25 protein-coding genes are annotated in these 24,432 nt (G+C 75.4%); 12 read left to right on the top strand and 13 right to left on the bottom strand.

All coding sequences use genetic code 11. The features are described 5' to 3' along the window. The first annotated feature begins 14 nt into the window (after nt 1-14). Together FHX36_RS16190 and FHX36_RS16195 are read left to right on the top strand one after the other, a co-directional pair. Entirely contained in the window at nt 15-434 is a 420-nt protein-coding gene (locus FHX36_RS16190) for a molybdenum cofactor biosynthesis protein MoaE (RefSeq protein WP_110551120.1), read from the top strand. Nucleotides 435-549: 115 nt separating this feature from the next. After that, nucleotides 550-2,157, top strand: a complete 1,608-nt coding sequence (locus FHX36_RS16195) for a SpoIIE family protein phosphatase (protein WP_110551102.1) — start codon at nt 550-552, stop codon at nt 2,155-2,157. A 36-nt stretch (nt 2,158-2,193) separates the two neighbouring features. Here the strand turns inward: FHX36_RS16195 and FHX36_RS16200 are convergent, their stop codons facing one another. The 4 genes from FHX36_RS16200 to FHX36_RS16215 all read right to left on the bottom strand — a co-directional run bounded on the left by FHX36_RS16200 (nt 2,194) and on the right by FHX36_RS16215 (nt 4,776). Further along, nucleotides 2,194-2,391, bottom strand: coding sequence for a hypothetical protein (locus FHX36_RS16200; RefSeq protein ID WP_110551101.1), 198 nt, complete (start codon nt 2,389-2,391; stop codon nt 2,194-2,196). Between the two features lie 89 nt (nt 2,392-2,480). Beyond that, complete coding sequence (locus FHX36_RS16205) at nt 2,481-2,747, bottom strand: MoaD/ThiS family protein (protein ID WP_110551100.1); 267 nt, start codon at nt 2,745-2,747, stop codon at nt 2,481-2,483. A 2-nt stretch (nt 2,748-2,749) separates the two neighbouring features. Further along, nucleotides 2,750-3,808, bottom strand: coding sequence for a GTP 3',8-cyclase MoaA (gene moaA, locus FHX36_RS16210; protein WP_220035830.1), 1,059 nt, complete (start codon nt 3,806-3,808; stop codon nt 2,750-2,752). A gap of 95 nt (nt 3,809-3,903) precedes the next feature. Continuing rightward, entirely contained in the window at nt 3,904-4,776 is an 873-nt protein-coding gene (locus tag FHX36_RS16215; RefSeq protein ID WP_110551098.1) for a hypothetical protein, read from the bottom strand. Between the two features lie 193 nt (nt 4,777-4,969). Here FHX36_RS16215 and FHX36_RS16220 point away from each other — a divergent pair, with 193 nt between their 5' ends. The 3 genes from FHX36_RS16220 to FHX36_RS16230 all read left to right on the top strand — a co-directional run bounded on the left by FHX36_RS16220 (nt 4,970) and on the right by FHX36_RS16230 (nt 9,091). Beyond that, complete coding sequence (locus tag FHX36_RS16220; protein ID WP_183513903.1) at nt 4,970-6,238, top strand: MFS transporter; 1,269 nt, start codon at nt 4,970-4,972, stop codon at nt 6,236-6,238. Continuing rightward, nucleotides 6,235-7,419 (top strand): GNAT family N-acetyltransferase, encoded by a 1,185-nt coding sequence (locus FHX36_RS16225; protein WP_343056638.1) that lies wholly within the window; start codon nt 6,235-6,237, stop codon nt 7,417-7,419. Before FHX36_RS16220 ends, FHX36_RS16225 begins: the two co-directional genes overlap by 4 nt. 61 nt (nt 7,420-7,480) lie before the next feature. Further along, the gene (locus tag FHX36_RS16230; RefSeq protein WP_110553339.1) at nt 7,481-9,091 is read left to right on the top strand and encodes a peptide chain release factor 3; all 1,611 of its coding nucleotides are present in this window, start codon (nt 7,481-7,483) and stop codon (nt 9,089-9,091) included. On the opposite strand, the gene FHX36_RS16235 is transcribed toward FHX36_RS16230, so the two are convergent. Beyond that, the gene (locus FHX36_RS16235; RefSeq protein ID WP_110553340.1) at nt 9,057-9,611 is read right to left on the bottom strand and encodes a DinB family protein; all 555 of its coding nucleotides are present in this window, start codon (nt 9,609-9,611) and stop codon (nt 9,057-9,059) included. The genes FHX36_RS16230 and FHX36_RS16235 overlap by 35 nt on opposite strands. 43 nt (nt 9,612-9,654) lie before the next feature. On the opposite strand from FHX36_RS16235, the gene FHX36_RS16240 reads away from it, so the two are divergent. Genes FHX36_RS16240 through FHX36_RS16250 form a run of 3 tightly spaced genes read left to right on the top strand, consistent with a single transcriptional unit; the run spans nt 9,655 to nt 11,905 of the window. After that, nucleotides 9,655-9,975, top strand: coding sequence for a TIGR04076 family protein (locus tag FHX36_RS16240; protein WP_110553341.1), 321 nt, complete (start codon nt 9,655-9,657; stop codon nt 9,973-9,975). Next, nucleotides 9,972-10,982, top strand: coding sequence for an LLM class flavin-dependent oxidoreductase (locus FHX36_RS16245; RefSeq protein ID WP_110553342.1), 1,011 nt, complete (start codon nt 9,972-9,974; stop codon nt 10,980-10,982). The genes FHX36_RS16240 and FHX36_RS16245 overlap by 4 nt, the downstream gene beginning before the upstream one ends. Further along, entirely contained in the window at nt 10,979-11,905 is a 927-nt protein-coding gene (locus tag FHX36_RS16250) for a tryptophan 2,3-dioxygenase (protein WP_110553343.1), read from the top strand. Before FHX36_RS16245 ends, FHX36_RS16250 begins: the two co-directional genes overlap by 4 nt. Before the next feature lie 4 nt (nt 11,906-11,909). Here the strand turns inward: FHX36_RS16250 and FHX36_RS16255 are convergent, their stop codons facing one another. Genes FHX36_RS16255 through FHX36_RS16265 form a run of 3 tightly spaced genes read right to left on the bottom strand, consistent with a single transcriptional unit; the run spans nt 11,910 to nt 13,942 of the window. Then, the gene (locus FHX36_RS16255) at nt 11,910-12,539 is read right to left on the bottom strand and encodes a hypothetical protein (protein ID WP_110553344.1); all 630 of its coding nucleotides are present in this window, start codon (nt 12,537-12,539) and stop codon (nt 11,910-11,912) included. Between the two features lie 18 nt (nt 12,540-12,557). Then, nucleotides 12,558-13,547 (bottom strand): LLM class flavin-dependent oxidoreductase, encoded by a 990-nt coding sequence (locus tag FHX36_RS16260; protein WP_110553345.1) that lies wholly within the window; start codon nt 13,545-13,547, stop codon nt 12,558-12,560. Further along, nucleotides 13,544-13,942 carry a Rid family hydrolase gene (locus tag FHX36_RS16265; RefSeq protein WP_110553346.1) on the bottom strand — a complete coding sequence of 133 codons (399 nt, stop codon included), beginning with the start codon at nt 13,940-13,942 and terminating at the stop codon, nt 13,544-13,546. The genes FHX36_RS16260 and FHX36_RS16265 overlap by 4 nt, the downstream gene beginning before the upstream one ends. A 124-nt stretch (nt 13,943-14,066) precedes the next feature. On the opposite strand from FHX36_RS16265, the gene FHX36_RS16270 reads away from it, so the two are divergent. Beyond that, a complete protein-coding gene (locus FHX36_RS16270) occupies nt 14,067-15,671 on the top strand; it encodes a DUF885 family protein (RefSeq protein WP_183513905.1) in 1,605 nt (534 codons plus the stop codon). A gap of 140 nt (nt 15,672-15,811) precedes the next feature. Further along, nucleotides 15,812-16,651 carry an aldo/keto reductase gene (locus FHX36_RS16275; protein ID WP_110553937.1) on the top strand — a complete coding sequence of 280 codons (840 nt, stop codon included), beginning with the start codon at nt 15,812-15,814 and terminating at the stop codon, nt 16,649-16,651. Nucleotides 16,652-16,739: 88 nt separating this feature from the next. Here FHX36_RS16275 and FHX36_RS16280 read toward each other — a convergent pair whose 3' ends face one another. After that, nucleotides 16,740-17,552, bottom strand: a complete 813-nt coding sequence (locus FHX36_RS16280) for a DUF3097 domain-containing protein (RefSeq protein WP_110553938.1) — start codon at nt 17,550-17,552, stop codon at nt 16,740-16,742. A gap of 280 nt (nt 17,553-17,832) precedes the next feature. Here FHX36_RS16280 and FHX36_RS16285 point away from each other — a divergent pair, with 280 nt between their 5' ends. Continuing rightward, entirely contained in the window at nt 17,833-18,708 is an 876-nt protein-coding gene (locus FHX36_RS16285) for a DUF2382 domain-containing protein (RefSeq protein WP_110553939.1), read from the top strand. 96 nt (nt 18,709-18,804) lie between these two features. Further along, nucleotides 18,805-19,932 carry an NAD(P)/FAD-dependent oxidoreductase gene (locus FHX36_RS16290; protein WP_183513906.1) on the top strand — a complete coding sequence of 376 codons (1,128 nt, stop codon included), beginning with the start codon at nt 18,805-18,807 and terminating at the stop codon, nt 19,930-19,932. A gap of 36 nt (nt 19,933-19,968) precedes the next feature. Here the strand turns inward: FHX36_RS16290 and ppk2 are convergent, their stop codons facing one another. The 4 genes from ppk2 to FHX36_RS23065 form a co-directional block, all read right to left on the bottom strand. Further along, on the bottom strand, nt 19,969-20,955 hold the full coding sequence (gene ppk2, locus FHX36_RS16295; RefSeq protein ID WP_110554011.1) for a polyphosphate kinase 2: 987 nt from the start codon (nt 20,953-20,955) through the stop codon (nt 19,969-19,971). 14 nt (nt 20,956-20,969) lie between these two features. After that, nucleotides 20,970-22,238: an inorganic phosphate transporter gene (locus FHX36_RS16300; RefSeq protein WP_110554012.1), complete on the bottom strand. Its 1,269-nt coding sequence runs from the start codon at nt 22,236-22,238 to the stop codon at nt 20,970-20,972. 63 nt (nt 22,239-22,301) lie between these two features. Then, complete coding sequence (locus FHX36_RS16305) at nt 22,302-23,441, bottom strand: glycosyltransferase (protein ID WP_221202935.1); 1,140 nt, start codon at nt 23,439-23,441, stop codon at nt 22,302-22,304. Beyond that, nucleotides 23,431-24,354: a 1-acyl-sn-glycerol-3-phosphate acyltransferase gene (locus FHX36_RS23065; RefSeq protein ID WP_183513907.1), complete on the bottom strand. Its 924-nt coding sequence runs from the start codon at nt 24,352-24,354 to the stop codon at nt 23,431-23,433. Before FHX36_RS23065 ends, FHX36_RS16305 begins: the two co-directional genes overlap by 11 nt. Between the last annotated feature and the right edge of the window lie 78 nt (nt 24,355-24,432).

A 24,432-nucleotide genomic window follows, 5' to 3' on the forward strand; every position in this document is an offset into this window, starting at 1 on the left:
GTACCTTCACCGCCGTGGACACGCTCTTGGCCCGGGTCACCGAGGAGCCGCTGTCGGTCGCCGAGCACGAGGCCGCTGTCGCCGACAAGGCGGCCGGGGCGGTCGTCTCCTTCTCCGGGGTCGTCCGCGACCACGACGGCGGGCGCTCGGTCACCGAGCTGGAGTACGTCGGCCACCCCACGGCGCCGGACCTGATCGCCGAGATCGCCGCCGAGTTCGCCGCCCGGCCGGACGTGCAGTCGGTCGCCATCTCGCACCGGGTCGGGCTGCTGGGCATCGGCGACGTCGCGCTGGCCTGCGCGGTCAGCGCCGCGCACCGCGGCCAGGCGTTCACCGTCTGCGCCGAGCTCGTCGACGAGGTCAAGGCCCGGCTGCCGATCTGGAAGCGCCAGGTCTTCGCCGACGGCGAGGAGGAGTGGGTCGCCTGCCCGTGACCTGTGGGTCCGCTGTGACCACGGTCCTTGCCTCGGCTCACCACCCGTGGCATAACTGAACCGGCTCGACTCCAGAACCGGGGCGAGCGCTCCTCCGGTGTGCCCGCGGTGAGCGATGGCGACGGGAGCCCGCGACGTGCCGGACGACCACCTGTTCGACTCGGTCCCGATCGGCGTGCTGAAGGTGGACGCCGACTGGCGGGTCAGCTACCTGAACCCGGCCGGTGCGGCGGTCGTCGGCTACACCGCCGAGCAGCTGGTGGGCCGGGACTACTGGACTGCGTTCCCGGCCAACGCCACGAACGAGTTCGGCCGCGCCTACCGCGACGCCGTGGCCACCGGACGGCCGTGCACGCTCGAGGGCTTCTACCCGGCCCCGCTCAACGCCTGGTTCGAGGTGCAGGCCGTCCCGGAGGGCGGCGGCCTGGCGATGTACTTCTCCGACGTCACCGAGCGCCGCACCGCCCAGGAGCGGCTGGCGATGCTCGCCCGGGTGAGCGCCGAGCTGGCCGGCACGCTGGACGTCGACACGGCCGCCACCCGGGTGCCGCGGCTGATCGTGCCGGTGATGGCCGACTGGTGCATCCTCACCGTCCTGGACGACGAGGGCCGCCCCGCCGACGTCGGCTGGTGGCACACCGACCCCACCCGCCGCGCGCTGGTCGAGCGCTACGCCGGCGTGCGGCTGGACGCGATGCCGGTGACGTCGCCGGTGGTGCGGGCGCTGCTGGGCGAGACGGTCGCCGCGGACACCGCCGAGGTGCTCACCGTGATGGCCGTCGGCGAGGCCCGCGAGCTCCTCGAGCTGCTGCACCCCACCGCCGCGATCACCATGCCGCTGCGCGGCCGGGGCCGGACGCTGGGTGCGCTGACGCTGTACTTCGAGGGCGACCGGTGCCTGAACGAGGCCGAGCAGGCCACCGCGCAGGAGATCGCCGACCGGGCCGGCCTGGCCCTGGACAACGCACGGCTGTTCTCCCAGCAGCGCCAGCTCGCCGAGGAGCTGCAGCGCAGCCTGCTCACCGGTGCCTTCACCCACGACCACGCCGAGGTCGTCGTCCGCTACACCCCGGCGGCCGAGGCGGCCCGGGTCGGCGGCGACTGGTACGACTCGTTCACGCAGCCCTCCGGTTCGACCATGCTGGTCATCGGCGACGTGGTCGGTCACGACACCGCGGCGGCCGCCGCGATGGGCCAGCTCCGCTCGCTGCTGCGCGGGATCGCGTCCTACAGCGACGGGGGACCGGCCGAGGTGCTCCGCGGGTTGGACGCCGCGATGCACCAGCTCGAGGTGGGCACCTACGCGACCGCGGCGGTGGCTCGGTTCGAGCAGACCCACGAGGAGCGCAGCCGGGGGGTCACCCGGATGCGGTGGAGCAACGCCGGGCACCTGCCGCCGCTGGTGATCAACCCCGACGGCTCGCTGGCGGCGCTGGCCGACTGGCGGGGCGAGCTGCTGCTCGGCGTCGACCCGGCCACCCCGCGGGGCGAGCAGGTGGTCGTGCTGGACCGCGGGACGACGGTGCTGCTGTACACCGACGGCCTCATCGAGCGCCGCGGCGGTGACCTCGACGAGGGGATGGCCCGGCTGCGCCAGGCCGCCTCCGAGCTGGCTGGCCTGCCGCTGGGCGAGCTGTGCGACCAGCTGGTCGACCGGCTGGTGCACGGCCAGCCCGAGGACGACGTCGCCCTGGTCGCGATCCGCCTGCTGCCGCAGGGCTGACCGCGGGCGGTCGGCAGGGGCGGTCAGCCGGTCGGGTCAGCGGGCGCCGGCCAGCCCGTCGTCGTCGGGGTGCCGCTCGGCGCGCTCGGCCTGCTCCTCCTCGGCCTCGCCCTCCAGCCGGCGGGCCTCGCCGTCCAGCGTCGCCGCGGCGTCGCCGTGCGACTGTCCGTAGACCTCCTCGGCGTGGCCGAGCAGCTCCTCCGCCTTGGCCTTGGCCTTCCCGAACAGGCTCATCGTGCTCTCCTCATCCGCCGTGCACTGGGTCGGCTTCCGCGCCCCGGTCCGCTCCTCGCTCGTTCCTCGCTGCGATGCTCCCGGGGCTGTCAGCCTCCGGCGAAGGGCGGCAGGACGTCCACCACCGCGCCGGGCGCCAGCACCAACGCGCGGTCGCGGGTCGTGGTTCCATCCACCAGGAACGAGCAGGCGGTGAGCACCCGCTCCAGGCGGTCGCCGTGGGCGTCGACGAGCTGGCCGACGAGCTCCTCGAGGCTGCCGGCCTCGCGGGTCTCGGTGTCGACGCCGACCGCGGCGCGGGCGCCGGCGAAGTACCGCACGGTGACCGTCGGGGTGGCGGGCTGGGTGGACGACACCGTCAGCCCCCGATCGCGGACATCGGCCGGGACGGCTGCAGGAAGCTCGGGTCGTCGATGCCGTGCCCGGGCAGCTTGTTCAGCGTGGCGATCCGCCAGCGGTCGGCGATCTCCTGGTCGGTGGCGCCCTCGCGCAGCGCCGTCCGCAGGTCGGACTCCTCGCGGGCGAACAGGCAGTTGCGGATCTGCCCGTCGGCCGTCAGCCGGGTGCGGTCGCAGGCACCGCAGAACGAGCGGGTCACCGACGCGATGACGCCGACGGTCAGGCCGGTGCCGTCGACCAGCCAGCGCTCCGCCGGGGCGGCACCGCGCTCCTCGACGTCCGGCACGAGCGTGTGGGCGGCGGTCAGCCGGGCCAGGATGTCCTCGGCGGTGACCATCTCGCCGCGGGTCCAGGCGTGGTGGGCGTCCAGCGGCATCTGCTCGATGAAGCGCAGCTCGTAGCCGTGCTCCAGGCAGTACTCCAGCAGCGGGACGGCGTCGTCCTCGTTGATCCCGCGGAGCAGCACGGCGTTGACCTTGACCGGGGTGAGGCCGGCGTCCTTGGCCGCCTGCAGCCCGGCGAGCACGTCGGGCAGCCGGTCCCGGTGCGTCAGCTGCTGGAAGCGCTCGCGGTCCAGGGTGTCCAGGCTGACGTTGATCCGGTCCAGGCCGGCCGCGGCCAGCGCCGGGGCCATCCGGGACAGCCCGATGGCGTTGGTGGTGAGCGAGACCTCCGGCCGGGGGCGCAGGGCGGTCGTCGCCGCGACGATGCCGGGCAGCCCGGGGCGCAGCAGCGGCTCGCCGCCGGTGAACCGGACCTCCTGGATGCCCAGGTGCTCGACGCCGATCCGGACCAGCCGGACGACCTCCTCGTCGGTGAGCTGCTCGACCTTGGGCAGCCACTGCAGGCCCTCGGGCGGCATGCAGTAGGTGCAGCGCAGGTTGCAGCGGTCGGTCAGCGACACCCGCAGGTCGGTCGCGACCCGGCCGTGCCGGTCGACCAGCCCGCCGGAGCCCGGGCTCACGGCGCCCACCTGCGGGCGGACCGTGGGGTCGGGCAGCGGGCTCGGAGTCGTCACAGCCCGAATGTAGTGCGCGATCGCCCCCGGCGGCCCGACACCGGACGCAGCGAGGGGGCGACCGGGGCTCCGGTCGCCCCCTCGCGGTGGGCAGGTCAGCCGATCGGCGTCGGGGACGTCGGGTCCGGCGGCACCGGCAGCGAGCCCTGCACCCGGTTGCGGGCCTGGCAGTCGCTGGTGCAGTTGGTCGCCCCGGCGGAGAGCTCGATCGCGTCCTCGCCGAGCACGCCGCCCATCCGGCCGACGGAGGTGACCGTCCAGCGGGTGACCGTGGCGGTCTGCTGGGTCCTGGTGGCGACCTGCGGGCTGTCCTTGCCCAGCAGCATCTGGTGCGTGGCGTCGCCGGCCACCCCGTTGCCGAAGTTCACCTTCCCGGTGAACTCGTTGACGAAGTAGAAGAGGCCGGCGCCGAGGGTGTGCACGAACTCGACCGGGCCGCCGAACTCCTGCTCCATCTGGAAGATCCCGCCCTGCGGTGCGTCCTTGGACTGCACCTTGAGCGTGCCGGCGGCGGTGCTGAAGGTGACCACGAGCGTGTCGTCGCGCAGCCGCAGCTCGCTGATCCGCACCCCGGAGAGCTGGGCGGGGGTGAGCACCGGCACCTTGGAGGCGAAGACGACGGTCGGCGCGGTGACCATCCGCTGCGCGTCCGGCGCGCCGGACAGCGTGTAGTCGTAGACGCCCAGCGTGGTCGGGTCGATGCGGTAGCTCACGTGCCGGCCGGTGACGACGACCGGGGACGTCGGGGTGATGTCCTGCACCCGGTGGTCCTTGCCCGGCGCCGGGTTCGAGGTGCGGCCGTTGACCGTGACGGCGAAGTCGCCGCTGACCGAGCCGCCGCCACCGCCGTCCTCGACGGTGCCGCCGTCGTCGCCACCGCCCTTGGCCTGGGCGAGGCCGGGGACCAGCAGGACGGCGGTGCCGAGCGCGAGGGCGGCGAGGAGCCGGCGCGGGGTGCGGTGGGACACGGGGTGGGCCTCCGGGGTCAATCTGATCACCGTGCGTGTGCAGCGGCTCACACATTGATCCATGAAAGTTCATGCAAGTCCAGCCGAAATGCGCGTGGCGGAGCCCGGCCCGGCTGTTACCGTCGCCGTGCCACCCGAGGGTCCGGCGGGCATCCCCGCACTCGCCTGTGGCCAGGAAGCGCGAGAAGCAGCTGTGTCACCCCGCACCGTCCTCACCCCGTACACCGATCTCTTCGCCGTCCCGGGCGCCCGCGCCTTCTCCTCCGCGGGCCTGCTGGCCCGGGTGCCGATGTCGACCGCCGGGCTCGGCTCGGTGCTGCTCGTCGAGGGCGAGAGCGGCAGCTACGCCCTGGCCGGCGCCGTCGCCGGCACCAACGCCCTCTCCTTCGCCATCGGCAGCCCGCAGTGGGCCCGGGCGATGGACCGGGTGGGCCAGAGCCGGGTGCTGCGGGCCACCGCGGTGCTCTCCCTCGTCGTGGGCCTGGCCTTCGTCGCCGCGGTCGTCTCCGGCGCGCCGCACTGGACCTGGTTCGCCCTGGCCGCGCTCGCCGGCGGGACGGCGGCCAACGTGGGCTCGGTCGTGCGCAGCCGGTGGGCCAACGTGCTGCCCGAGCAGGGTCAGCGGCAGACGGCGTTCGCGTTCGAGTCGGTCGCCGACGAGGTGGTCTTCGTCGTCGCGCCTCCGGCGGTCACCTTCCTGGCCGCGCTGATCGCCCCGCCGCTGGGCTTCCTCACCGGCATGCTGATCGGCGTCGTCGGCGCGCTGGTGCTCTCCCGCCAGGAGGCCACCGCCCCGCCGGTGGCTCCCCGGGTCGCCGGCCAGCCGCGCACCCGCTCCCGGGTGCTCACCCCCGGGCTGGTCGCCATCGGCATCACCTACCTGGCGGTGGGCACGGTCTTCGGTGCCGTGGACGTCGTGGTTGTCGGGTTCGCCGAGGACGAGGGCGCTCCCGCCGCGGCGGGCATCGCGCTGTCGGCCTACGCCGCCGGCAGCCTGCTCGCCGGGCTCGCCTACGGCATCGTGAAGCTGCCGGGCACCCTGGTCACCCGGTTCCTGGGGGCGGCCCTGCTCTTCGCCGCGGCCGCCCAGACGCTGCACCTGGTCGGCTCGCTGACGACGCTGGTCGGGTTCGCCTTCCTGGCCGGGCTGGCGATCGCGCCGGTGCTGATCGCCGGGATGTCGGTGGTGGAGTCCCGGGTGCCGCGCGCCTCGCTGACCGAGGGCCTGACCTGGACCTCCACCGGCCTCACCGTGGGCCTGACCGCAGGCTCCGCGCTGGCCGGCATCGCGGTCGACCACTGGGGTGCCGAGTCCGCGTTCGCCGTCCCGGCCCTCGGGGCCGCTCTCGCCGGGCTGCTCGCCGTCGCCGCCTGGCTGGTGCTCCGGCGCACGCCCGCCCCCGCCGGCTCGCCGGCCGAGGCCGAGGTGGACGCCGGGGCCGACGCCGGGGCCCCCGCGTGACCCTGACGGTGCGCGCCCTGGCCACCGACGAGCTGGCCGGGGCCTGGGAGCTGGGCCGGCTGGCGTTCGGCGGCCCCGCCGAGGCGCCGGCGTCCGCGCTGCGCGACGTCCCCGGCGTCACCCGGTTCGGCGCCTTCGACGACGCCGGCCGGCTGATCGGCAAGATCACCGACCTGCCGCACGAGCACTGGTGGGGCGGCCGGCGGGTGGTGTCCGCCGGCGTCAGCGGGGTCGCCGTCCGGCCGGAGAGCCGCGGCGGCGGCGTGGCCCGCACGCTGCTCGGCGCGCTGCTGGCGCACGCCCGCGAGCGCGGCGCCGCGATCAGCACGCTGCACCCGACCGTCTCCGACGTCTACCGCGCCGCGGGCTGGGAGGTCGCCGGCACGCTGGACGCCGTCGACCTGGACACCGCCGGGCTGCCCCGCCCCCGGGGCGACGGGGCGGTCGACCTGACCCCGGGCGGGCCGGCCGACCTGCCGCGGGTCACCGACCTCTACCAGCAGGTGGCTCGGGTGCACGACGGGCTGCTGACCCGGCGGGGCGGCTTCTTCGACGAGCCGCACGAGGGCCCGCTGCCGCGCGACGTCGACGCCGTGACCCTGGCTGAGGTCGAGGGCGAGCTCACCGGCGCGCTGCTGCTGGGGCGAGGCCGCGGCTACGGCACCGACGCCCGGCTCGACGTCCACACCCTGCTGGCCCGCGACCCGGCCACCGCCCGGGCCCTGGTCGGCGTGCTCGCCGGCTGGCGCACGGTCACCCGCACCGTCCGGGTGCCGCTGCTGGCCGGCGACGCGTTCTCCGCCGTCCTGCCGCTGGAGCGGGCCGACGCCCGCTCCGGGCAGCCGTGGATGCACCGGCCGGTCGACGTGGTGCGGGCGGTCGGCACCCGCGGCTGGCCGGCGCACGTGCGCGGCCGGGTGGCGTTCCGGCTCACCGACGCGCTGGCCCCGTGGAACGACGGCGCCTGGGAGCTGACCGTCGAGGACGGCGCGGGCACGCTGGCCCGGGCGGCCGCCGAGCCCGACCTCACCCTCGACGTCCGCGGCTTCGCCGTCCTGTACTGCGGGGCGGCCACCGGCCGGGCGGCCGCGCAGGCCGGGCTGGCGGGAGGAAACGGCGACCCGGCGGCGTTGGACCTGCTGGCGAGCGGGCCCCCGGCCCGGTTGCTCGACTACTTCTGACCGATCCCCGCCGTACAGTCGCGGGGTACACCGGTCCCACCCGAGGAGATCCCGCACGTCCATGAGCAGCCCTTCGAGCACCGTCTCCGCCGTCGCGGCCGAGGTGCTCCCGCAGGCGGCGCGGCGGCGCACCTTCGCCGTCATCAGCCACCCGGACGCCGGCAAGTCGACCCTCACCGAGGCCCTGGCGCTGCACGCGCGGGTCATCGGGCAGGCCGGCGCGGTGCACGGCAAGGCCGGCCGCCGCGGCACGGTGTCGGACTGGATGGACATGGAGAAGGCCCGCGGCATCTCCATCACCTCCGCGGCGCTGCAGTTCGAGTACCGCGACGCGGTGGTCAACCTGCTCGACACCCCCGGGCACGCGGACTTCTCCGAGGACACCTACCGGGTGCTCACCGCCGTCGACGCCGCGGTGATGCTGATCGACGCCGCCAAGGGGCTCGAGGCGCAGACCATGAAGCTCTTCGCGGTCTGCCGGCACCGCGGCATCCCGGTGATCACCGTGGTCAACAAGTGGGACCGCCCGGGCAAGGACGCCCTGGAGCTGATGGACGAGGTCAGCGAGCGCACCGGGCTGGTGCCCACCCCGCTGACCTGGCCGGTCGGCATCGCCGGCGACTTCCGGGGCGTGCTGGACCGCCGCGACGGCAGCTACCACCGGTTCACCCGCACCGCCGGCGGCGCGACCATCGCCCCCGAGGAGGTCCTGCCGGCGACGGCGGCCGCCGCGCGCGAGGGCGACGTCTGGGGCCAGGCGGTCGAGGAGTCCGAGCTGCTGGACGCCACCGAGGCCGACCACGACCAGGAGCGCTTCCTGGCCGGTGAGACGACGCCGGTCATCTTCGCCTCGGCCGTCTCGAACTTCGGCGTCGGCGCGCTGCTCGACGTGCTGGTCGACCTGGCGCCCGCGCCGTCCGGCCGGCCCGACGCCGACGGCGCCGTGCGCAAGCTCGACGACCCGTTCAGCGCCTTCGTGTTCAAGGTCCAGTCCGGCATGGACGCCGCGCACCGCGACCGGCTCGCCTACATCCGGATCTGCTCCGGGGTGTTCGAGCGCGGCATGGTCGTCACCCACTCGACCTCCGGGCGGCCGTTCGCCACCAAGTACGCCCAGCACGTGTTCGGCCGCGACCGGGAGAGCGTCGACGTCGCCTACCCCGGCGACGTCGTCGGCCTGGTCAACGCCAACGCGCTCAGCGTCGGGGACTCGCTCTACGTCGAGTCCAAGGTGGCCTTCCCGCCGCTGACGACGTTCGCGCCCGAGCACTTCGCGGTGATGCGGGCCCGCTCGACCGCCACGTTCAAGCAGTTCCGCCGGGGCATCGGCCAGCTGGGCTCCGAGGGCGTGGCGCAGATCCTGCGCTCGGACCGCCGGGGCGACCAGGCCCCGGTGCTCGCCGTGGTCGGGCCGATGCAGTTCGAGGTCGCCCAGCACCGGATGGAGAACGAGTTCGGCGCGCCGGTGGAGCTGGACCACCTCTCGTACACGATCGCGGTGCGCACCGACGCCGCCTCGGCGCCGGCGGTCGGCGCGGCCCGCGGGGTGGAGGTCATGGAGCGCGAGGACGGCGAGCTGCTGGCGCTGTTCCGCGACAAGTGGGACCTGCGCACGCTGCAGCAGCGCAGCCCCGAGCTCACCCTCGAGCCGCTGGTGGCCGCCCAGCTCTGAGCCCCCGGTCGATGTCGGCCAGGTGGTGCCGGCCCTCGTGCGCGGCGTTGCGCAGCAGCCAGCGCACGGTGCGCTCCTCACCGGGCAGCCGGGCGACGCGGCGGTCCCAGCCGTCGGGCTCGGTCCGGCGCACCTCGTCGGCGACCCCGCCGACCGCCGCCGCCAGCTCGTCCAGCACGGCCGCGACGTCGCAGTCGGCGTAGCGGAAGCGGCGGGCCCGCAGGTCGTTGAGCATCGGCTCGACCACCGGCAGCTCCTCGGTGCGCGCCCGGTGCAGCCGGATCGTGGTGGTCACCTGCACGTCGCGCAGGTGGCAGAGGTACTCGACCGCGGACCAGGTGCCCGGCTCGGGACGGCGGCGCAGCGCGGCGTCCGGCCGGCCGGCGACCGCGGCCCGGGCCAGCCCGGGCACCGCGGTGACGAGCGCGGCCGCCGTCGCGACCGGCAGGGCGGCGTAGGCCAGCCCGCACGGCGGGCAGACGTGGTCCTCGGCCGGCAGCGCCGGGACGGCTCGGGCCATCCCGGCATCTTCCACCCGGTGCGCCGTCGGGCAGCATGAGGCCATGGGCAACGGGGAGATGGAGCTGTACGACCTGCGGGTGGTCGTCGACTCGATCGGCGGCCGCTCGGTGTGCGGGCTCGCCGTCGGCGACTCCTTCGAGCTGGTGAACTCCGCCGAGCTGCGGATCCCCGACGGCAAGCACTTCTGCGTCTACGCGCTGCAGTCGGTGCTGCCGCTGCTGCCGGCCAAGCAGCGCCGGCTGGCGGCCACCGACTGGCTGGAGCGGGACAACCTGGTCGCCTGCCCGGACCCGGAGGAGCGGCTGGTCATGCGGATCGAGCGCACCCGGACGGTCCGGCTCGACCCGGAGGACCTCACGTGAGGACCGAGATCGGCCTGGGCCTGCAGTCGGACAAGGCGCCCGGCGACTACGCCCGGCTGGCCGCGGCCGCCGAGGAGCACGGCGTCGACGTCCTGTCGGTCTTCGGCGACCTGCTCTACCAGCCGCCGGTCGTGCCGCTGCTGGAGATGGCGCGGGCGACCTCGCGGGTGCGGCTGGGTGCGGCCTGCTGGAACCCGTACACCACCCACCCCTACGAGCTGGCCGGGCAGTTCGCCGCCCTCGACCGGGCCTCGAGCGGCCGGGCCTACCTGGGGCTGGCCCGCGGCACCTGGCTGGGCGCGCTCGGCGTCGCCCAGCCGCGGCCGGTGGCGCACCTGCGCGAGGCGGTGGCGCTGGTCTGCGCGCTGCTGGCCGGCGACACCGGCGGGCTGGACGGCGAGCTCTACCCGCTCGCGCCGGGGACCGCGCTGCGCTACCCGCTCCCCGAGCAGCCGCCCCGGGTGCTGCTGGGCACCTGGGGCCCGACGACCGCCGCGCTGGCCGGCGAGGTGGCCGACGAGCTGAAGGTCGGCGGCTCGGCGAACCCGGCGATGGTCGCCGTCATGCAGGAGTGGACGGCGGTCGGCGCGCGGCGGGCGGGCCGGCCCGAGGACGCCGTCGGGATCGTCGTCGGCGCGGTCACCGTGGTGGACGAGGACGGCGACGCCGCCCGGGCGCGGGCCCGCACCGAGGTGGCGATGTACCTGGCGGTGGTGGCCGGGCTGGACCCGACGGTGACGCTGCCCGAGGGCCTGCTCGACGAGGTCGCGGCCCGGGTCGCCGCCGGCGACGACGCCGGCGCGGGCCGGGCGGTGCCCGACGACGTGCTGGACCTGTTCGCCTTCTCCGGCACCCCGGAGCAGGTCGCCGCCCAGGCGCAGCTGCTGGTCGACGCGGGCGCCGCCCGGGTCGAGTTCGGCACGCCGCACGGTCTGACCGACGCCCGCGGCGTGGAGCTGATCGGCACGCGCGTGCTGCCGTTGATCGACAGGGAGCCGACGCCGTGACCACCCGCCGCCTGCCGAACGCCCGCCCCGAGCCGCCCGCGGCGATCCGGCCGGCCGCTGCTCCTGCTCCGCTGGACGCCGGCACCCGTGCCGAGCGCGCCGCGGCCAACGAGGGGCTGCCCACGGTCGAGTTCGCCGAGGCCACGCCCTACGAGCAGTACGTGGGCGTGCGGCAGCTGCAGGCGCTGGTGCGCCCGGTGACCGACCACCCGGCCGAGCCGGCGTTCCTGGTGGTCACCCAGGTCATGGAGCTGTGGTTCACCCTGCTGCGGCGGGAGTGGGAGCTGGCCCAGCAGCAGCTGCGCGCCGACGACCTGGACGGCGCGGTGGCCTCGGTCCGCCGGTCGGTGCACCACCTGCGCTCCCTGGACGCCAGCTGGGGCTCGCTGCTCTGGCTGACCCCGGCGGAGTTCAACGGCTTCCGCGACTCCCTGGGGGAGGCGTCGGGTTTCCAGTCCTACGAGTACCGGCACGTGGAGTTCCTGCTCGGGCTCAAGGCGGAGTCCGTCGTCCGGCCGCACCGGGGCCTGCCGGTGGTGCACGCCGACCTGCAGCGGGCGCTCGCCGGGCCCTCGCTGGAGGACGACGTGCTGGCGTACCTGGCCCGGCGCGGCCTGCCGGTGCCGGCGGCCGTGCTGGACCGGGACCGGTCCGTCACGCACGAGGCCGATCCCACCGTGACGGAGATCTGGGCAGCGGTCTACCGCGACCCGCGGCCGGGGAACGAGCTGTTCGGCCTCGGTGAGGCGCTCACCGACGTCGCCGAGGTGTACACCACCTGGCGCCAGCGGCACGTGCTCGCCGTCCGGCGCTCGATGGGCGCCAAGCCCGGCAGCGGCGGCTCCGCCGGGCTGGCCTGGCTGGAGCGCAGCGCCGCCCGCGTCGTCTTCCCCGACCTGTGGGCCGCGCGCACCGTGCTCTGACCGGTCAGCGGCTGCCGGCCGCCACGGCGCGCAGGGCCAGCACCAGCACCGCCACCGAGCCGAGCCCGGCCAGCACCAGCAGCCAGCCGCCGGCCCCGACCGAGGAGCGGCCGTCCTCCTGGGTCACCGCGCTCACCACGTCGGCGACCAGGTACACCGCCGAGCCCAGCACCATGCCCGCGCCGGTGGCGAGCAGCGCCGCGCCCACCGGCCTGCCCCGGCCGGCGAGCAGCACGACCGCACCGGCCACCAGCACCCCGCAGGCGAGCAGCAGCGCCAGCCCGTGTGCGAGGAAGAGGGAGTCGCCGCCGAAGTCGGGCCCGGTGAAGCGCTGCTGCCAGCCGGAGTACTCCAGGAAGCTGCCGTCGGTGATCTCGACCCGGTAGAAGGGCAGCAGGGAGGCGACCAGCGCGACCAGGGCGACGGAGGCGCCGAGCACCGGCAGCACCGGGCTGCGCCGTCCGACGGGAGCCGCGCCCGGGCCCGGTGACCAGCCCGGCTGGGGCGCCCAGCCGGGCGGCGGGGCTCCCCACGGCTGCTGCGGCGGGCCGGCCTGGGGTGGCCGGGCCTCCCAGTCGGTCCCGTTCCACGACGGCTGCTGACCGGTGCTCCACGGCTGGTTCGGGTTGCCCACGGCGACAGTCTGCGGCACTCAGAGGCGGGGGAGGACCTGCTCGCCGAGCACGGTCACCGCGGCGACCGGGTCCGGGCCCAGCGGCGGGCCGAAGGAGAGGTGGGTGGCGCCCTGCTCCTGCAGCCACCGGCAGCGGCGGACCACCTCGTCGGCGTCCCCGGCGATGCCGAGCTGCAGCATGGCGGGGGTGACCAGGTCGGTGGCGCGCTCGGGCTCCCCGGCGGCGAGCGCGGCCTGGATGCCGGCGAAGTCCTCGACCGCCAGCCCGGCGCGGGACAGCAGGTAGGGGGAGAACGAGGCGCCGTAGTAGGCGATCTTCTCCGCCAGCGCCCGCTCGGCGCGGGCCGGGTCGTCGTCCACCGAGACCCAGAAGGCGGCCGCGACGTCGACGTCGGCGGGTGACCGGCCGGCGGCGCGGGCACCGTCGTGCACCAGGTCGCGGGCGACCGGGAAGTGCTCGGGCGGGTAGAGCAGCGGCAGCACGCCCTCGGCCTCCGCGCCGGCCATGGCCAGCATCTTCGGGCTCATCGCGCCGACGTACACCGGTGCCGGCGCCCCGCCCGGGAAGCGCAGGTGCCCCTCGGGCAGCCAGCCCTCGCCGGCCCCGGGGACGTCGGCCGGGCGGTCGCCGCGCACCAGCGCCCGGACCGCCCGCACGGCCTCGCGGGTGCGGGTCAGCGGCAGCGGCCGGGGGATGCCCGCCCAGCCGAGGAACTCCTCCGCGCCGGCTGCGACCCCGAGCAGGAACCGCCCGCCGGAGAGCTCCTGCAGGGTGGCCGCGAGCATCGCCAGCTCGGCCGGGTGCACCGAGTACGGGTTCATGATCCCGATGCCCAGCCCGATCCGGGTGGTGCGCACCGCGGCGGCGGTGACCATGACCGGCGCCGAGCGCAGGAACAGGTCGTCGGAGACCCACACCTGGTCGAAGCCCAGCGCCTCGGCGGTGACCACCAGGTCGACGTACTGGGCCACGGTGAGGTCGTTGTTCAGCCGAAGGCTCGTCGTCACGACGTGGCCCCGGTGCAGGCGTCCAGCTCGACCTCGACCAGGAAGCCCTCGCCGACCAGGCCGGCCACGAACAGCGTGGTGTTCGCCGGGGCCACCTCGCCCAGCACCTCGGCGTGGGCGCGCGCCGCGCCGCGCCAGTCGGCGCCGGGCGCCAGCAGCAGCCGGGTGCGCAGCACCTGGTCCGGCCGGGCGCCGAGCGTGCCGGCCGCGGTCAGCGCCCGCTCCAGGCAGGCCCGGGTCTGGGCGTGGGTGTCGCCGGGGTGCGCCGCGGCGCCGTCCGCCCCGGTGTCGGTGGTGCCGCTGACGGCGACGCAGCAACCCGAGCGGGCCGCCCGGCTGTAGCCCGCCTCGGCCTCCCAGCCGGTGCCGTCGACCACCCGTCGAGCAGCTGGCATGGGGTGCCTCCTGGGCCGGCGGGGGAGTGGGAATGGCTACCGTACTGGCGCCGGGGGGCACCCCCGGCGCCAGTACGGGGCGGAGCCCCGCCCGGCCCGTCCGCACGTCCCGCAGGAGGCCTCGATGAGCGCATGGGACGACGTGCAGGCGCTGGGCGCGGAGATCTGGGCCTGGCGGCGGCTGCAGGCACCGCGCTCGCGCGACGACATCCCGCGGATGGAGCGGCCCCCGTCCTGGGTGCCGCGGTTCGCCGCCGCCGATGTCGAGGCAGCCCGGGAGACCCGCGCCGGGTTCGCCGACCGGCTGGCGGCGCTGGACCTGGCCGGCGCGGACGTCGCCACCCGGGTCGACGCCGCGCTGCTGGGCTCGGTGCTGGCCCGGGTGCACTGGGAGCTGGACGTGCTGCGCTCGTGGCAGCGCGACCCGTCGTTCTGGGTCGACCAGACCCTCGGCACCGTCTTCGACGCGCTGGTGCAGCCGCCGCCGTTCGACGAGCCCCGGGTCGCGGCGCTGCGCACCCGGCTGGAGGCGATCCCGGGGCTGGTCGACACCGCGCGCGAGGTGCTCGCCGGGCACGCCGAGCGCGAGCTCGCCGGGGTCGCGGTGAGCATGCTCGGGGACGCCGGCGGCCGGCTGACCACCGCGATCGGCGCGCTGCCCGGGCCGGCCGCCGCGGCGCTCGGGCCCGCCGCCAGGGAGGCCGGTGCCGCGCTGGACCGGTTCACCGGGTGGCTGACCGCCGAGGGCCCGGGGATGCCGCCGTTCCGGCCGGTGGGCCGGGAGGCCTTCACCGCCTTCCTGCGTGAGGTGGCGCTGGCGCCGGAGCCGCTGGACTGGATGGTCGACGCCGGGCGCACCGAGTTCGCCCGCGCGGTGACCATGGAGGCGGTGGCGACGGCTGCCGCCGCGGGGGTGCCCGAGCCGCCGCTGCCGGCCACCGTGGCCGACCACGTCGCCGACGAGGTGCGCGCCGAGGCCGACGTCCGCGCCTGGTACGCCGAGCGCGGGCTGCTCCGGATCCCGGCCGGGCTGGGCGCCTACACCTTCGCGCCGCGCCCGCCCTGGCTGGCACCGCTGGTCGGGCTGGGCGTCACCGACGACCTGCTCTCGCCGTCCCGGGTCGGCGAGGACCCGGTCAGCTACGCCCCGGACCCGGCGCCGGACCTGCCGTTCTTCTACCGGGCCAACATGCTCGACCCGCGGCTGGGCGTGGCGCACGAGGGCGTGCACGCCGTCCAGCTGGCCTGGTCCTGGACCCACCCCGACCCGATCCGCCGGGAGTACGTCGACAGCCTCGCCAACGAGGGCCTGGCCTTCTACGACGAGGAGATGCTGCTGGACTCCGGGCTGTGGTCCGACGCGCCGCACAGCCGGGTGGTGATCGCCCGGTTCCTGCGGCTGCGCGCGCTGCGGGTCGAGGTCGACGTCCGGCTGGCGACCGGGGACATCTCCGTCGACGAGGCCGCGCAGCTGCTCGAGGAGCGGGTGCCGATGGACCGCGAGACGGCGCAGGAGGAGGCGGCGTTCTTCGCCGGCACGCCCGGCCAGGCGCTGACCTACCTGGTCGGGAAGCTGCAGATCCAGGCGCTGCTCGCCGACCTGGTGGCCGCCCAGGGCGAGGCGTTCGACCTGCGCGCCTTCCACGAGCGGCTGTGGCTGGAGGGCAACGTGCCGCTGGCCCTGCAGCGCTGGGAGCTGCTGGGCACCGAGCCGTCCTTCGTCGGCTGAGCGTGCCGCATTCCCATCAGCGCGGTGAGATCCCTCGCGGGTAGCACCGGGCCGGCCGGGGTAGGCCAGGGAGCAGGTCGGTCGCGCGCCGCTGCGCCGCGCGCCGCCTCCCATCCGTCCCACCCCCTGGAGGACCCCGCATGGCCACCGTGCCCACGATCACCCTGAACAACGGCATCGAGATCCCGCAGCTGGGGTTCGGCGTCTACCAGGTCAAGCCCGAGGAGACCGCCCAGGCGGTGCAGACCGCCCTCGAGGTCGGCTACCGGCACATCGACACCGCGGAGATGTACGGCAACGAGGCCGGCGTCGGCGAGGGGATCCGCAACTCCGGCATCCCGCGCGAGGAGGTCTTCGTGACCTCCAAGCTGAACAACGGCTTCCACGCCCATGACGACGCGCTGCGGGCCTTCGACGGCACGCTGGAGGCGCTCCAGTTCGACCACGTCGACCTGTTCCTCATCCACTGGCCGCTGCCGGGCATCGACGTCGACTTCGTCGAGACGTGGAAGGCGATGGAGGAGATCTACGCCTCCGGCCGCGCCAAGTCGATCGGCGTCTCCAACTTCAGCGCCCACCACCTGCGCAAGCTGCACGGCGAGACCCAGGTCATCCCGGCGGTGAACCAGATCGAGGTGCACCCCTACCTCGCCCAGGACGAGCTGCGCGCGTTCAACGCCCAGCACCAGATCGCCACCGAGGCCTGGTCGCCGATCGCGCAGGGCAAGGTGCTCGACGACCCGGCGATCCTGCGGGTGGCCCAGCGCGTCGGGAAGACCCCGGCCCAGGTCACGCTGCGCTGGCACGTCCAGCGGGGCGACATCGTCTTCCCGAAGTCGGTGACCCGCAGCCGGATCGAGGAGAACTTCGCGATCTTCGACTTCGAGCTCTCCGAGGACGACCTGCGCGAGATCACCGCGCTGGACCGCAACGAGCGCACCGGCCCCGACCCGGACACGTTCAACTACATCCCGAGCTGAGCAAGGACCCCCTCGCCCCCTGCGAGGGGGCCGTTGCACCACCTCGCGTGCGGCCGCCGTCCCCTCGGGGACGGCGGCCGCCGTCGTCCTAGGGCGCCTCGGTGACGAAGTCGATGAGCTCCTCCACCCGGCCGATGAGCGTCGGCTCCAGGTCGGTCCAGGTGGAGACCCGGGCGAGGATGCGCTGCGCCCAGACGTAGCCGGTGTCGTCCTCCCAGCCCAGCCGCCGGCAGACGCCGGTCTTCCAGTCCTCGCCCTTGGGCACGGTCGGCCAGGCCTTGATCCCGACGACCGAGGGCTTCACCGCCTGCCAGATGTCGATGAACGGGTGGCCGACGACGAGTGCGTGGGCGCCGGTCACCTGAGCGGCGATCCGGGTCTCCTTGGAGCCGGTGACCAGGTGGTCGACCAGGACGCCGAGGCGCCGGCCGGCCGAGGGGCGGAACTCGCGGACGATGCCGGGCAGGTCGTCGACACCGTGCAGCGGCTCGACGACGACGCCCTCGATCCGCAGGTCGTGGCCCCAGACCTTCTCGACCAGCTCGGCGTCGTGCTTGCCCTCGACGTAGATCCGGCCCTCGCGGGCGACCCGGGCGCGGGCGCCGACGACGTAGGTGGACCCGGAGGCGCTGCGCTGCGGGCCCGAGGGCGCGTTCTGCTTGGGTCGCACGAGCACCACCGGCCGGCCGTCGACCCAGAACCCGGGGCCCAGCGGGTAGGCGCGCACCTTCCCGAACCGGTCCTCCAGGTGGACGACGTCCTTCTCGCACCGGACCACGGCGCCGACGAACCCGCTGCTGGGGTCCTCGACGACGACGTCCTTGAGCGCCTCGACCTGCGGGCTCGGCTTCTTCTGGGTGCGCGGGTGGACCAGGTCGTCGTACGGCGAACGAGGAGGCACGCCTCCATGCTCGGCCGGACCGGCTCGCATCCCGGGATGCGACACGCCCGGGGTGCACAGGCTCCTGGCGGGCGCGGCGTGTCGTACCGGTCCGTCCCGGCGGCGTGTCCGGCACCGATCCCCGGTCTGACCTGCGAGGACGGAGAAGTCGATCTCCGCGCCCCCGACGGCGTCCATCACCGAGAGTCAGATCGATCATGAACTGCCCGTTTCCGGATGTGCGCGACGGGCATGTCCTGAGGCGAGCGACCTCACATCCCCCGAGCAGAGGAGCGCAACCATGATCGGCACCGACACCCTCGACCGCGTGATCGGCGCAGACGTCATCGACGCCGACGGCAACAAGATCGGCACGGCGTCCGAGGTGTTCCTGGACGACCAGTCCGGCAACCCCGAGTGGGTCACCGTGAAGACCGGTCTGTTCGGCACCAAGGAGACGTTCGTCCCGATCCGGGACGCGGACCTCACCGGCGATGGCCTGCGCGTACCCGTGAGCAAGGACGCCGTGAAGGACGCCCCGAAGATCGACAGCGACGGGCACCTCTCCCCGCAGGAGGAGCAGGAGCTCTACCGCTACTACAACATGGGCGGCACGACCGGTCAGACCTCCGACTACACCCGCACCGGCGTCGCCGAGACGACGACGAACACGGGCATGGGCGCCGGGATGACCGACACCACCGGTGACACCCAGGCGACCACCAACGCCGGCTACACCGACACCGACGTGAACCGTCACGGCACCAAGGGCCACGACACCTCCGGCCCGACGACCGACGACGCGATGACGCTCTCCGAGGAGCGCCTCAACGTCGGCACCCAGCAGGTCGAGGCCGGCCGGGCGCGGCTGCGCAAGTACGTCGTGACCGAGAACGTGACCCAGACCGTGCCCGTGTCGCACGAGGAGGTTCGGGTCACCCGCGAGCCGATCACCGAGGCCAACATGGGCAACGCCATGGACGGGCCGGCGATCTCCGAGGAGGAGCACGAGGTGACGCTGCACGCCGAGCGCGCCGTCGTGGAGAAGGAGGCCGTGCCGGTCGAGCGCGTGCGCCTGGACACCGAGACCGTCACCGAGCAGCAGCAGGTGACCGACACGGTCCGCAAGGAGCGCGTCGAGACCGACGGCGACGGGATCACCGACACGCGTCGCTGATCTCCGGAGCCCCGGCTCTCGCAGTCCCCACAGCACCCGCCCCGGCCGTTCGGGGCGGGTGCTGTGCTGTCCGGGGCCGTCGGTGAGGATCAGGGCATGGCTGCAGCGGGGGTCGTCGTCGTCGGTGCCGGGATCGTCGGGGCCACGGCGGCCTGGCAGCTGGCCCGCCGGGGCGTCGACGTCGTCCTGGTGGAGTCCGAGGAGCCGGGGCGGGCGACCTCGGCCGGCGCGGGCATCGTGCAGCCGTGGCGCCCGGCGGCCACCGGCCCGTGGGCGCGGTACAGCGACCTGGCCGGGGCCACGTACCCGCAGCTCGCCGGCCAGCTGGCCGAGGACTCCGGCCGCGACCCCAGCTACGCGACCGTCGGCGGCCTGACCGTCAGCCGCGACGTCACCGCCCTGCGGGCGATGGCCGCGGAGCTGGAGGCCGCCCGCACCGCCCGCGGCTGGACCGGCCTGGGCCCGGTGGAGCTGCTCGAGCCCGGCCGGGCGGCCGAGCGCTTCCCGGTGCTGGACGAGGGGTTCGGCGCGGTGTGGAGCGCCGGCGCCGGGCGGGTCGACGGGCGGCTGTTCCGCGACGCGGCCGTCGCCGCCGTCGAGCGGGCCGGGGCAGTGCGGCTGACCGGCCGGGCGGAGCTGGTCGCCGACGCCGGGCGGGTGCGCGGCGTCCGGGTGGCCGGGGAGCAGCTGGACGCCGAGGCCGTGGTGCTCGCCGCCGGTGCCTGGACCACCGCGCTCTGCGCGCCGCTGGGGCTGGCGCTCGACCTCGCCCCGATGCGCGGCCAGATCGTGCACCTCCAGCTGCCCGACGACGGCACGGCGGACTGGCCGACGGTGATGACCCTCGCCGAGGAGCACGGGCACCACTACCTGCTCGCCTTCCCCGGCGGCCGGGTCGTCGTCGGGGCCACCCGCGAGCCCGACGCCGGCTTCGACCACCGGGTCACCGCCGCCGGTCAGCGGCAGGTGCTCGACGCCGCGCTCACCCTCGCCCCCGGGCTGGCCGCGGCGACCGTGCTGGAGACCCGGGTCGGCTTCCGGCCGGTGACGCCGGACGGGTTCCCGCTGCTGGGCGCCGTCCCGGGCTGGGACGGGCTGGTGCTGGCCACCGGCCTGGGCGCCAACGGGCTGACCTACGGGCCGCTGATGGGCGTGCTGGCCGCGGGCCTCGCCCTCGGCGAGCCGGCCCCCTTCGACCTGACCCCCTTCGCCCCCACCCGCTGAGCCTGCGAAGCGTGGGGGGAACGACGTCCGGCGGGTTCAGGCCTCCAGGGGGAGGGTGTCGCCGGGGCGGGGCATGACCGGGGCACCGGCCTCCTCCTCGAGCACGTCGGCCGCGGAGCCGACGATCAGCGGGTCGGGGCGGCCGACGGCGTCGCGGTCCTTGTCCTCGTAGTCGAAGCGGTGCAGCACGTGCCGCATCGCCTCGAGCCGGGCGCGCTTCTTGTCGTTGCTCTTGATCACCGTCCACGGGGCGTGCCTGGTGTCGGTGTGCAGGAACATCGCCTCCTTGGCCTCGGTGTAGGCGTCCCACTTGTCCAGCGAGGCCAGGTCGGTGGGGGAGAGCTTCCACTGCCGCACCGGGTCGATCTGCCGCACGATGAACCGGCTGCGCTGCTCGCCCTTGGTCACCGAGAACCAGAACTTGACCAGGTGGATGCCGCTGTCGACGAGCATCCGCTCGAACTCCGGCGCCTGGCGCATGAACAGCAGGTACTCGTCGGCGGTGCAGTAGCCCATCACCCGCTCCACGCCGGCGCGGTTGTACCAGGACCGGTCGAACATGACGATCTCGCCGGCGGCCGGCAGGTGCTGCACGTAGCGCTGGAAGTACCACTGGGTCCTCTCGCGCTCCGACGGCTTGTCCAGCGCGATCGTCCGCGAGCCGCGCGGGTTCAGGTGCTCGGTGAACCGCTTGATGGTGCCGCCCTTGCCGGCGGCGTCGCGGCCCTCGAACACCAGCACCAGCTTCTGCCCGGTGCCCTTGACCCAGCCCTGCAGCTTGAGCAGCTCGATCTGCAGCTTCCGCTTCTCGATCTCGTACTCGCGCCGCTCCATCCGCTCGCTGTACGGGTAGCCCTCGCGCCAGGTGTCGACCCGGTTGCCCGCCGGGTCGAACAGCTCGCGGTCGTCGTCCCAGTCCTCGTCGGAGTTGGTGTCGGGCAGCGCGTTGAGCCGCCACTGGCTGAGGTCGAGGACGGGGGAGGGGGTGCCCTCGGGGGCTCGATCGCGCAGGTGCTGGGACACGTTCACTCCGGACGTCACAGGGGCTGCCGGGTCCGATCCTGCCGCCGCGCGGCCGACTCCGCCTCCTCCAGGCTGCCGCCGCGCTCGAGCACCTCGCGGCTGGCCGGGACGCCGCGGGAGTCGATGATCGACCCGGTGCCCGGTCGCATCGCGACCTCCAGCTCCTCGTCGTCGCCGGGCACCACGTCGGAGGCCTTCGGCGCCGAGCGCAGCGCCAGGCCGAGGAGCGCGACGAGGCCGAGCACGACCGCGGTCATGACGACGGCCGACACGGCCGTCGGCGGGGCGGTGGTGAGCAGGTAGGCGACCGCCGCGACGGCGGCGGCCGCCGGCAGGGTGACGACCCAGGCGACGGTCAGCCGGCCGAACACCCGCCAGTTCACGGTGGCGCCGCGGTTGGCGGCGCCCACGCCGGTGACGGCGCCGGCCACGGTGTGCGTGGTCGAGACCGGTGCCCCCAGGGCGGTCGAGCCGAACAGCGCCACGGCCGCGCTGGTCTCGGCGGCGAAGCCGCTCACCGGGCGCAGCTGGGTGATGCTCGAGCCCATCGTGCGCACCAGCCGCCACCCGCCGGACATCGTGCCGGCCGCGATCGCGACGTAGGCGCTGATCGCCACCCAGTCGGGGATGGGCAGGTCGCCGTCGATCGGGGCGTCCAGGTGCCCGGTGCTGACCAGCAGCGCGGCGATCACGCCCATCGTCTTCTGCGCGTCGTTCCCGCCGTGGCCCAGCGAGACGGCGGCCGAGGAGACCAGCTGCAGGGCGCGGAACCGGCGCTCGGTCCGCGGCACGTCGGCCCGGCGCAGCAGCACGCCGAGCAGCGCCATCACCAGCGAGCCGAGCAGCAGTCCGGCCACCGGGGAGACGACGATGAACAGCGCCGTCTTCTCCACGCTCTCGCCCTTGATCGCCGACAGCCCACCGGCGGTCAGCCCAGCCCCCACGAGCCCGCCGACCAGCGCGTGCGAGGAGGACGTGGGCAGCCCGAGGTGCCAGGAGGTGAAGTTCCAGACGACGGCACCGAGCAGCGCCGCGAAGACGACGGCCGGGCCGAAGTACTCGGTGTGCACGGTGGAGCCGACGGTGTTGGCGACCGCCGTCCCGACGAAGAAGAACGCGACGAAGTTCCACCCGGCCGCCCAGGCGACGGCCCAGCGGGGCCGCAGCACCCGGGTGGCCACCACGGTGGCGATCGCGTTGGCCGCGTCGTGGAAGCCGTTGGTGTAGTCGAACAGCAGCGCGAGCGCGATGAGCCCGACGAGGGTCAGGGTGGTGACGTCCACGGCGAGCACCGTTCCCCTTGCGGGAGGCAACCAGTTCGGCGTGCGGGTGAACGGTGCGTGAACTCAGGCGGGGACGGCGTGGCGCAGCCGCTGCAGGTGCCCGATCAGCTCGTCGCCGACCCGCCCCCACGTCCGGCTCTCCACCGAGGGCCGGGCCAGCGCCGCGGCGGCCCGCACCGCGGCCGGGTCGTCGCGCAGCCGGGCGACCGTGGCGGCGAGCACCTGCGGGTCGTCCCCGGCCCACAGCCAGCCGTTCTCGCGGTGCCGCACCAGGTCCAGCGGCCCGCCCGACGCGGCGACGACGGCCGGCACCCCGGCCGCCAGCGCCTCCTGCACCGCCTGGCAGAACGTCTCGTCGGCGCCCGGGTGCACGAACAGGTCCAGCGACGCCACGACGGCGCCGAGCTCGGTGCCGCCGAGCTGGCCGAGGAAGCGCGCCCGCGGCATCTCGCGGGTCAGCGCCCGGCGCTGCGGCCCGTCGCCCACGACGACCAGCTGGACGCCGGGCAGCTCGCTGAGCGGGGCGAGCAGCTCCAGCCGCTTCTCCACCGCCAGCCGGGCCACCACCCCGACCAGCAGCTCGCCGCCGGGGGCCAGCGCCGCGCGCAGGCCGTCGTCCCGGCGGCACGGCGCGAACTGCTCCAGGTCCACCCCGCGCGGCCAGAGCGCGACCGGGCCGATCCCGTGCCGGGCCAGCTGGGCGGCGCTGGCCGAGGACGGCGCCAGGGTGAGGTCCGCCGTCCCGTGCACCGTGCGCAGGTACCGCCACGCCGCGGCGGCGCCGCCGGGCAGCCGGTAGCGCTGGGCGTAGGCGGCCAGGTCGGTCTGGAAGACGGCGATCGACGGGATGCCGAGCGTGCGGGCGGCCCGCGCGGCGGCCAGCCCGAGCACGGCGGGCGAGGCCAGGTGCACGACGTCCGGGGCGAGCCGGCGCAGCACCGCGGTGAGGTCGCCGGCGGGCCGGGCGAGCGCGAGCTGCCGGTAGCGGGGCAGCCGCATCGCCGGCACGGTCACCACCTGGACCCGGGCTCCGCAGCGGGACTCGTAGTCGGCACCCGACGGCGCGACCACCACCGGGTCGTGACCCCGGACGGCGAGGTGGTCGACGAGCCGGAGCACCGAGCCGACCACGCCGTTGACCGCGGGCAGGAACGTCTCGGCGACGACCGCCACCCGCATCGGGCCGACCGGGTCAGGCAGCACGCGCAGCACGGTGACCGGTGACCGGCCGGCGGACCCGCACCGGGGCCGGGACCCGGGGGCGGCGGGGGTGGGCGGTGACCACCGGCGGCCGGGCCTCGGTGACCTCGGCGACCGCGTACTCGGCCAGCGCGGCCAGCTCGCGCCGGTCGGCGCCGGCGGGGTCCAGGGCGGGGAGCAGGTGCACCTCGACGACCAGCCCGCGGGCGGCCACGATCCGGGCCAGGGTGCGCGGCAGCGGCTCACCGCCGAGGTAGGCGGCCACGGCGCTGGCCGCGCCGCCGTCGACCCGGTAGCGCACGGCGACCGGGCAGACCGGGGCGGCGGCGTCCACGGCGGCCTGGAAGAAGGCGGGCCGGAACCGGCCGAGCTCGACGCCGCACGACGTCGTCCCCTCCGGGTGCACGGTGACCGGCGTGCCGGCCCGCAGCAGGTCGGCGACCTCGGCGACCGTGCCGGGCAGCGCCCGGAGGCGGCCGCGCTCGACCAGGACGACGCCGGTGCGGCGGAGCAGCCGGCCGACGACCGGCCAGTCACCGATCTCCCGCTTGGCCACCGGGACGCCGGGGACCACGGTGAGCAGCGCGAGCCCGTCGAGCCAGGAGACGTGGTTGGCCACCACCAGCGGCGCCGGCCCGGTGCGCGGCCAGGCGACCGGCGAGGCGTGCACCTCCACCCGGACGCCGGCCGCGGTGAGCAGCCGGGCCGCCGCGCAGACCACCAGCCGCCGCCGGCCGCGGGTGCCGGCCAGCGGGGCGCGCAGCGCGGCGACGCCCGCCCCGGCCAGCGCGCCGGTCAGCCGCCGCCAGCGGTGCCGCTGCAGGGTGGCGTCCACGGTCGGCACCGGGTCGGCGGTGCAGCGCGGCGTGCAGGCGGAGCGGGGGACCCACGGGCTGAGCGTCTGGGCAGCTGTCACGGCGACACCTCGGGTGTCGGGAGGCCCCTGGACGAGGCCCGGACGCTGCCAGGTTCGACCGGCGAGGTGGCCGTCCGG

The organism is Modestobacter versicolor (assembly GCF_014195485.1).
Lineage (GTDB): Bacteria > Actinomycetota > Actinomycetes > Mycobacteriales > Geodermatophilaceae > Modestobacter > Modestobacter versicolor.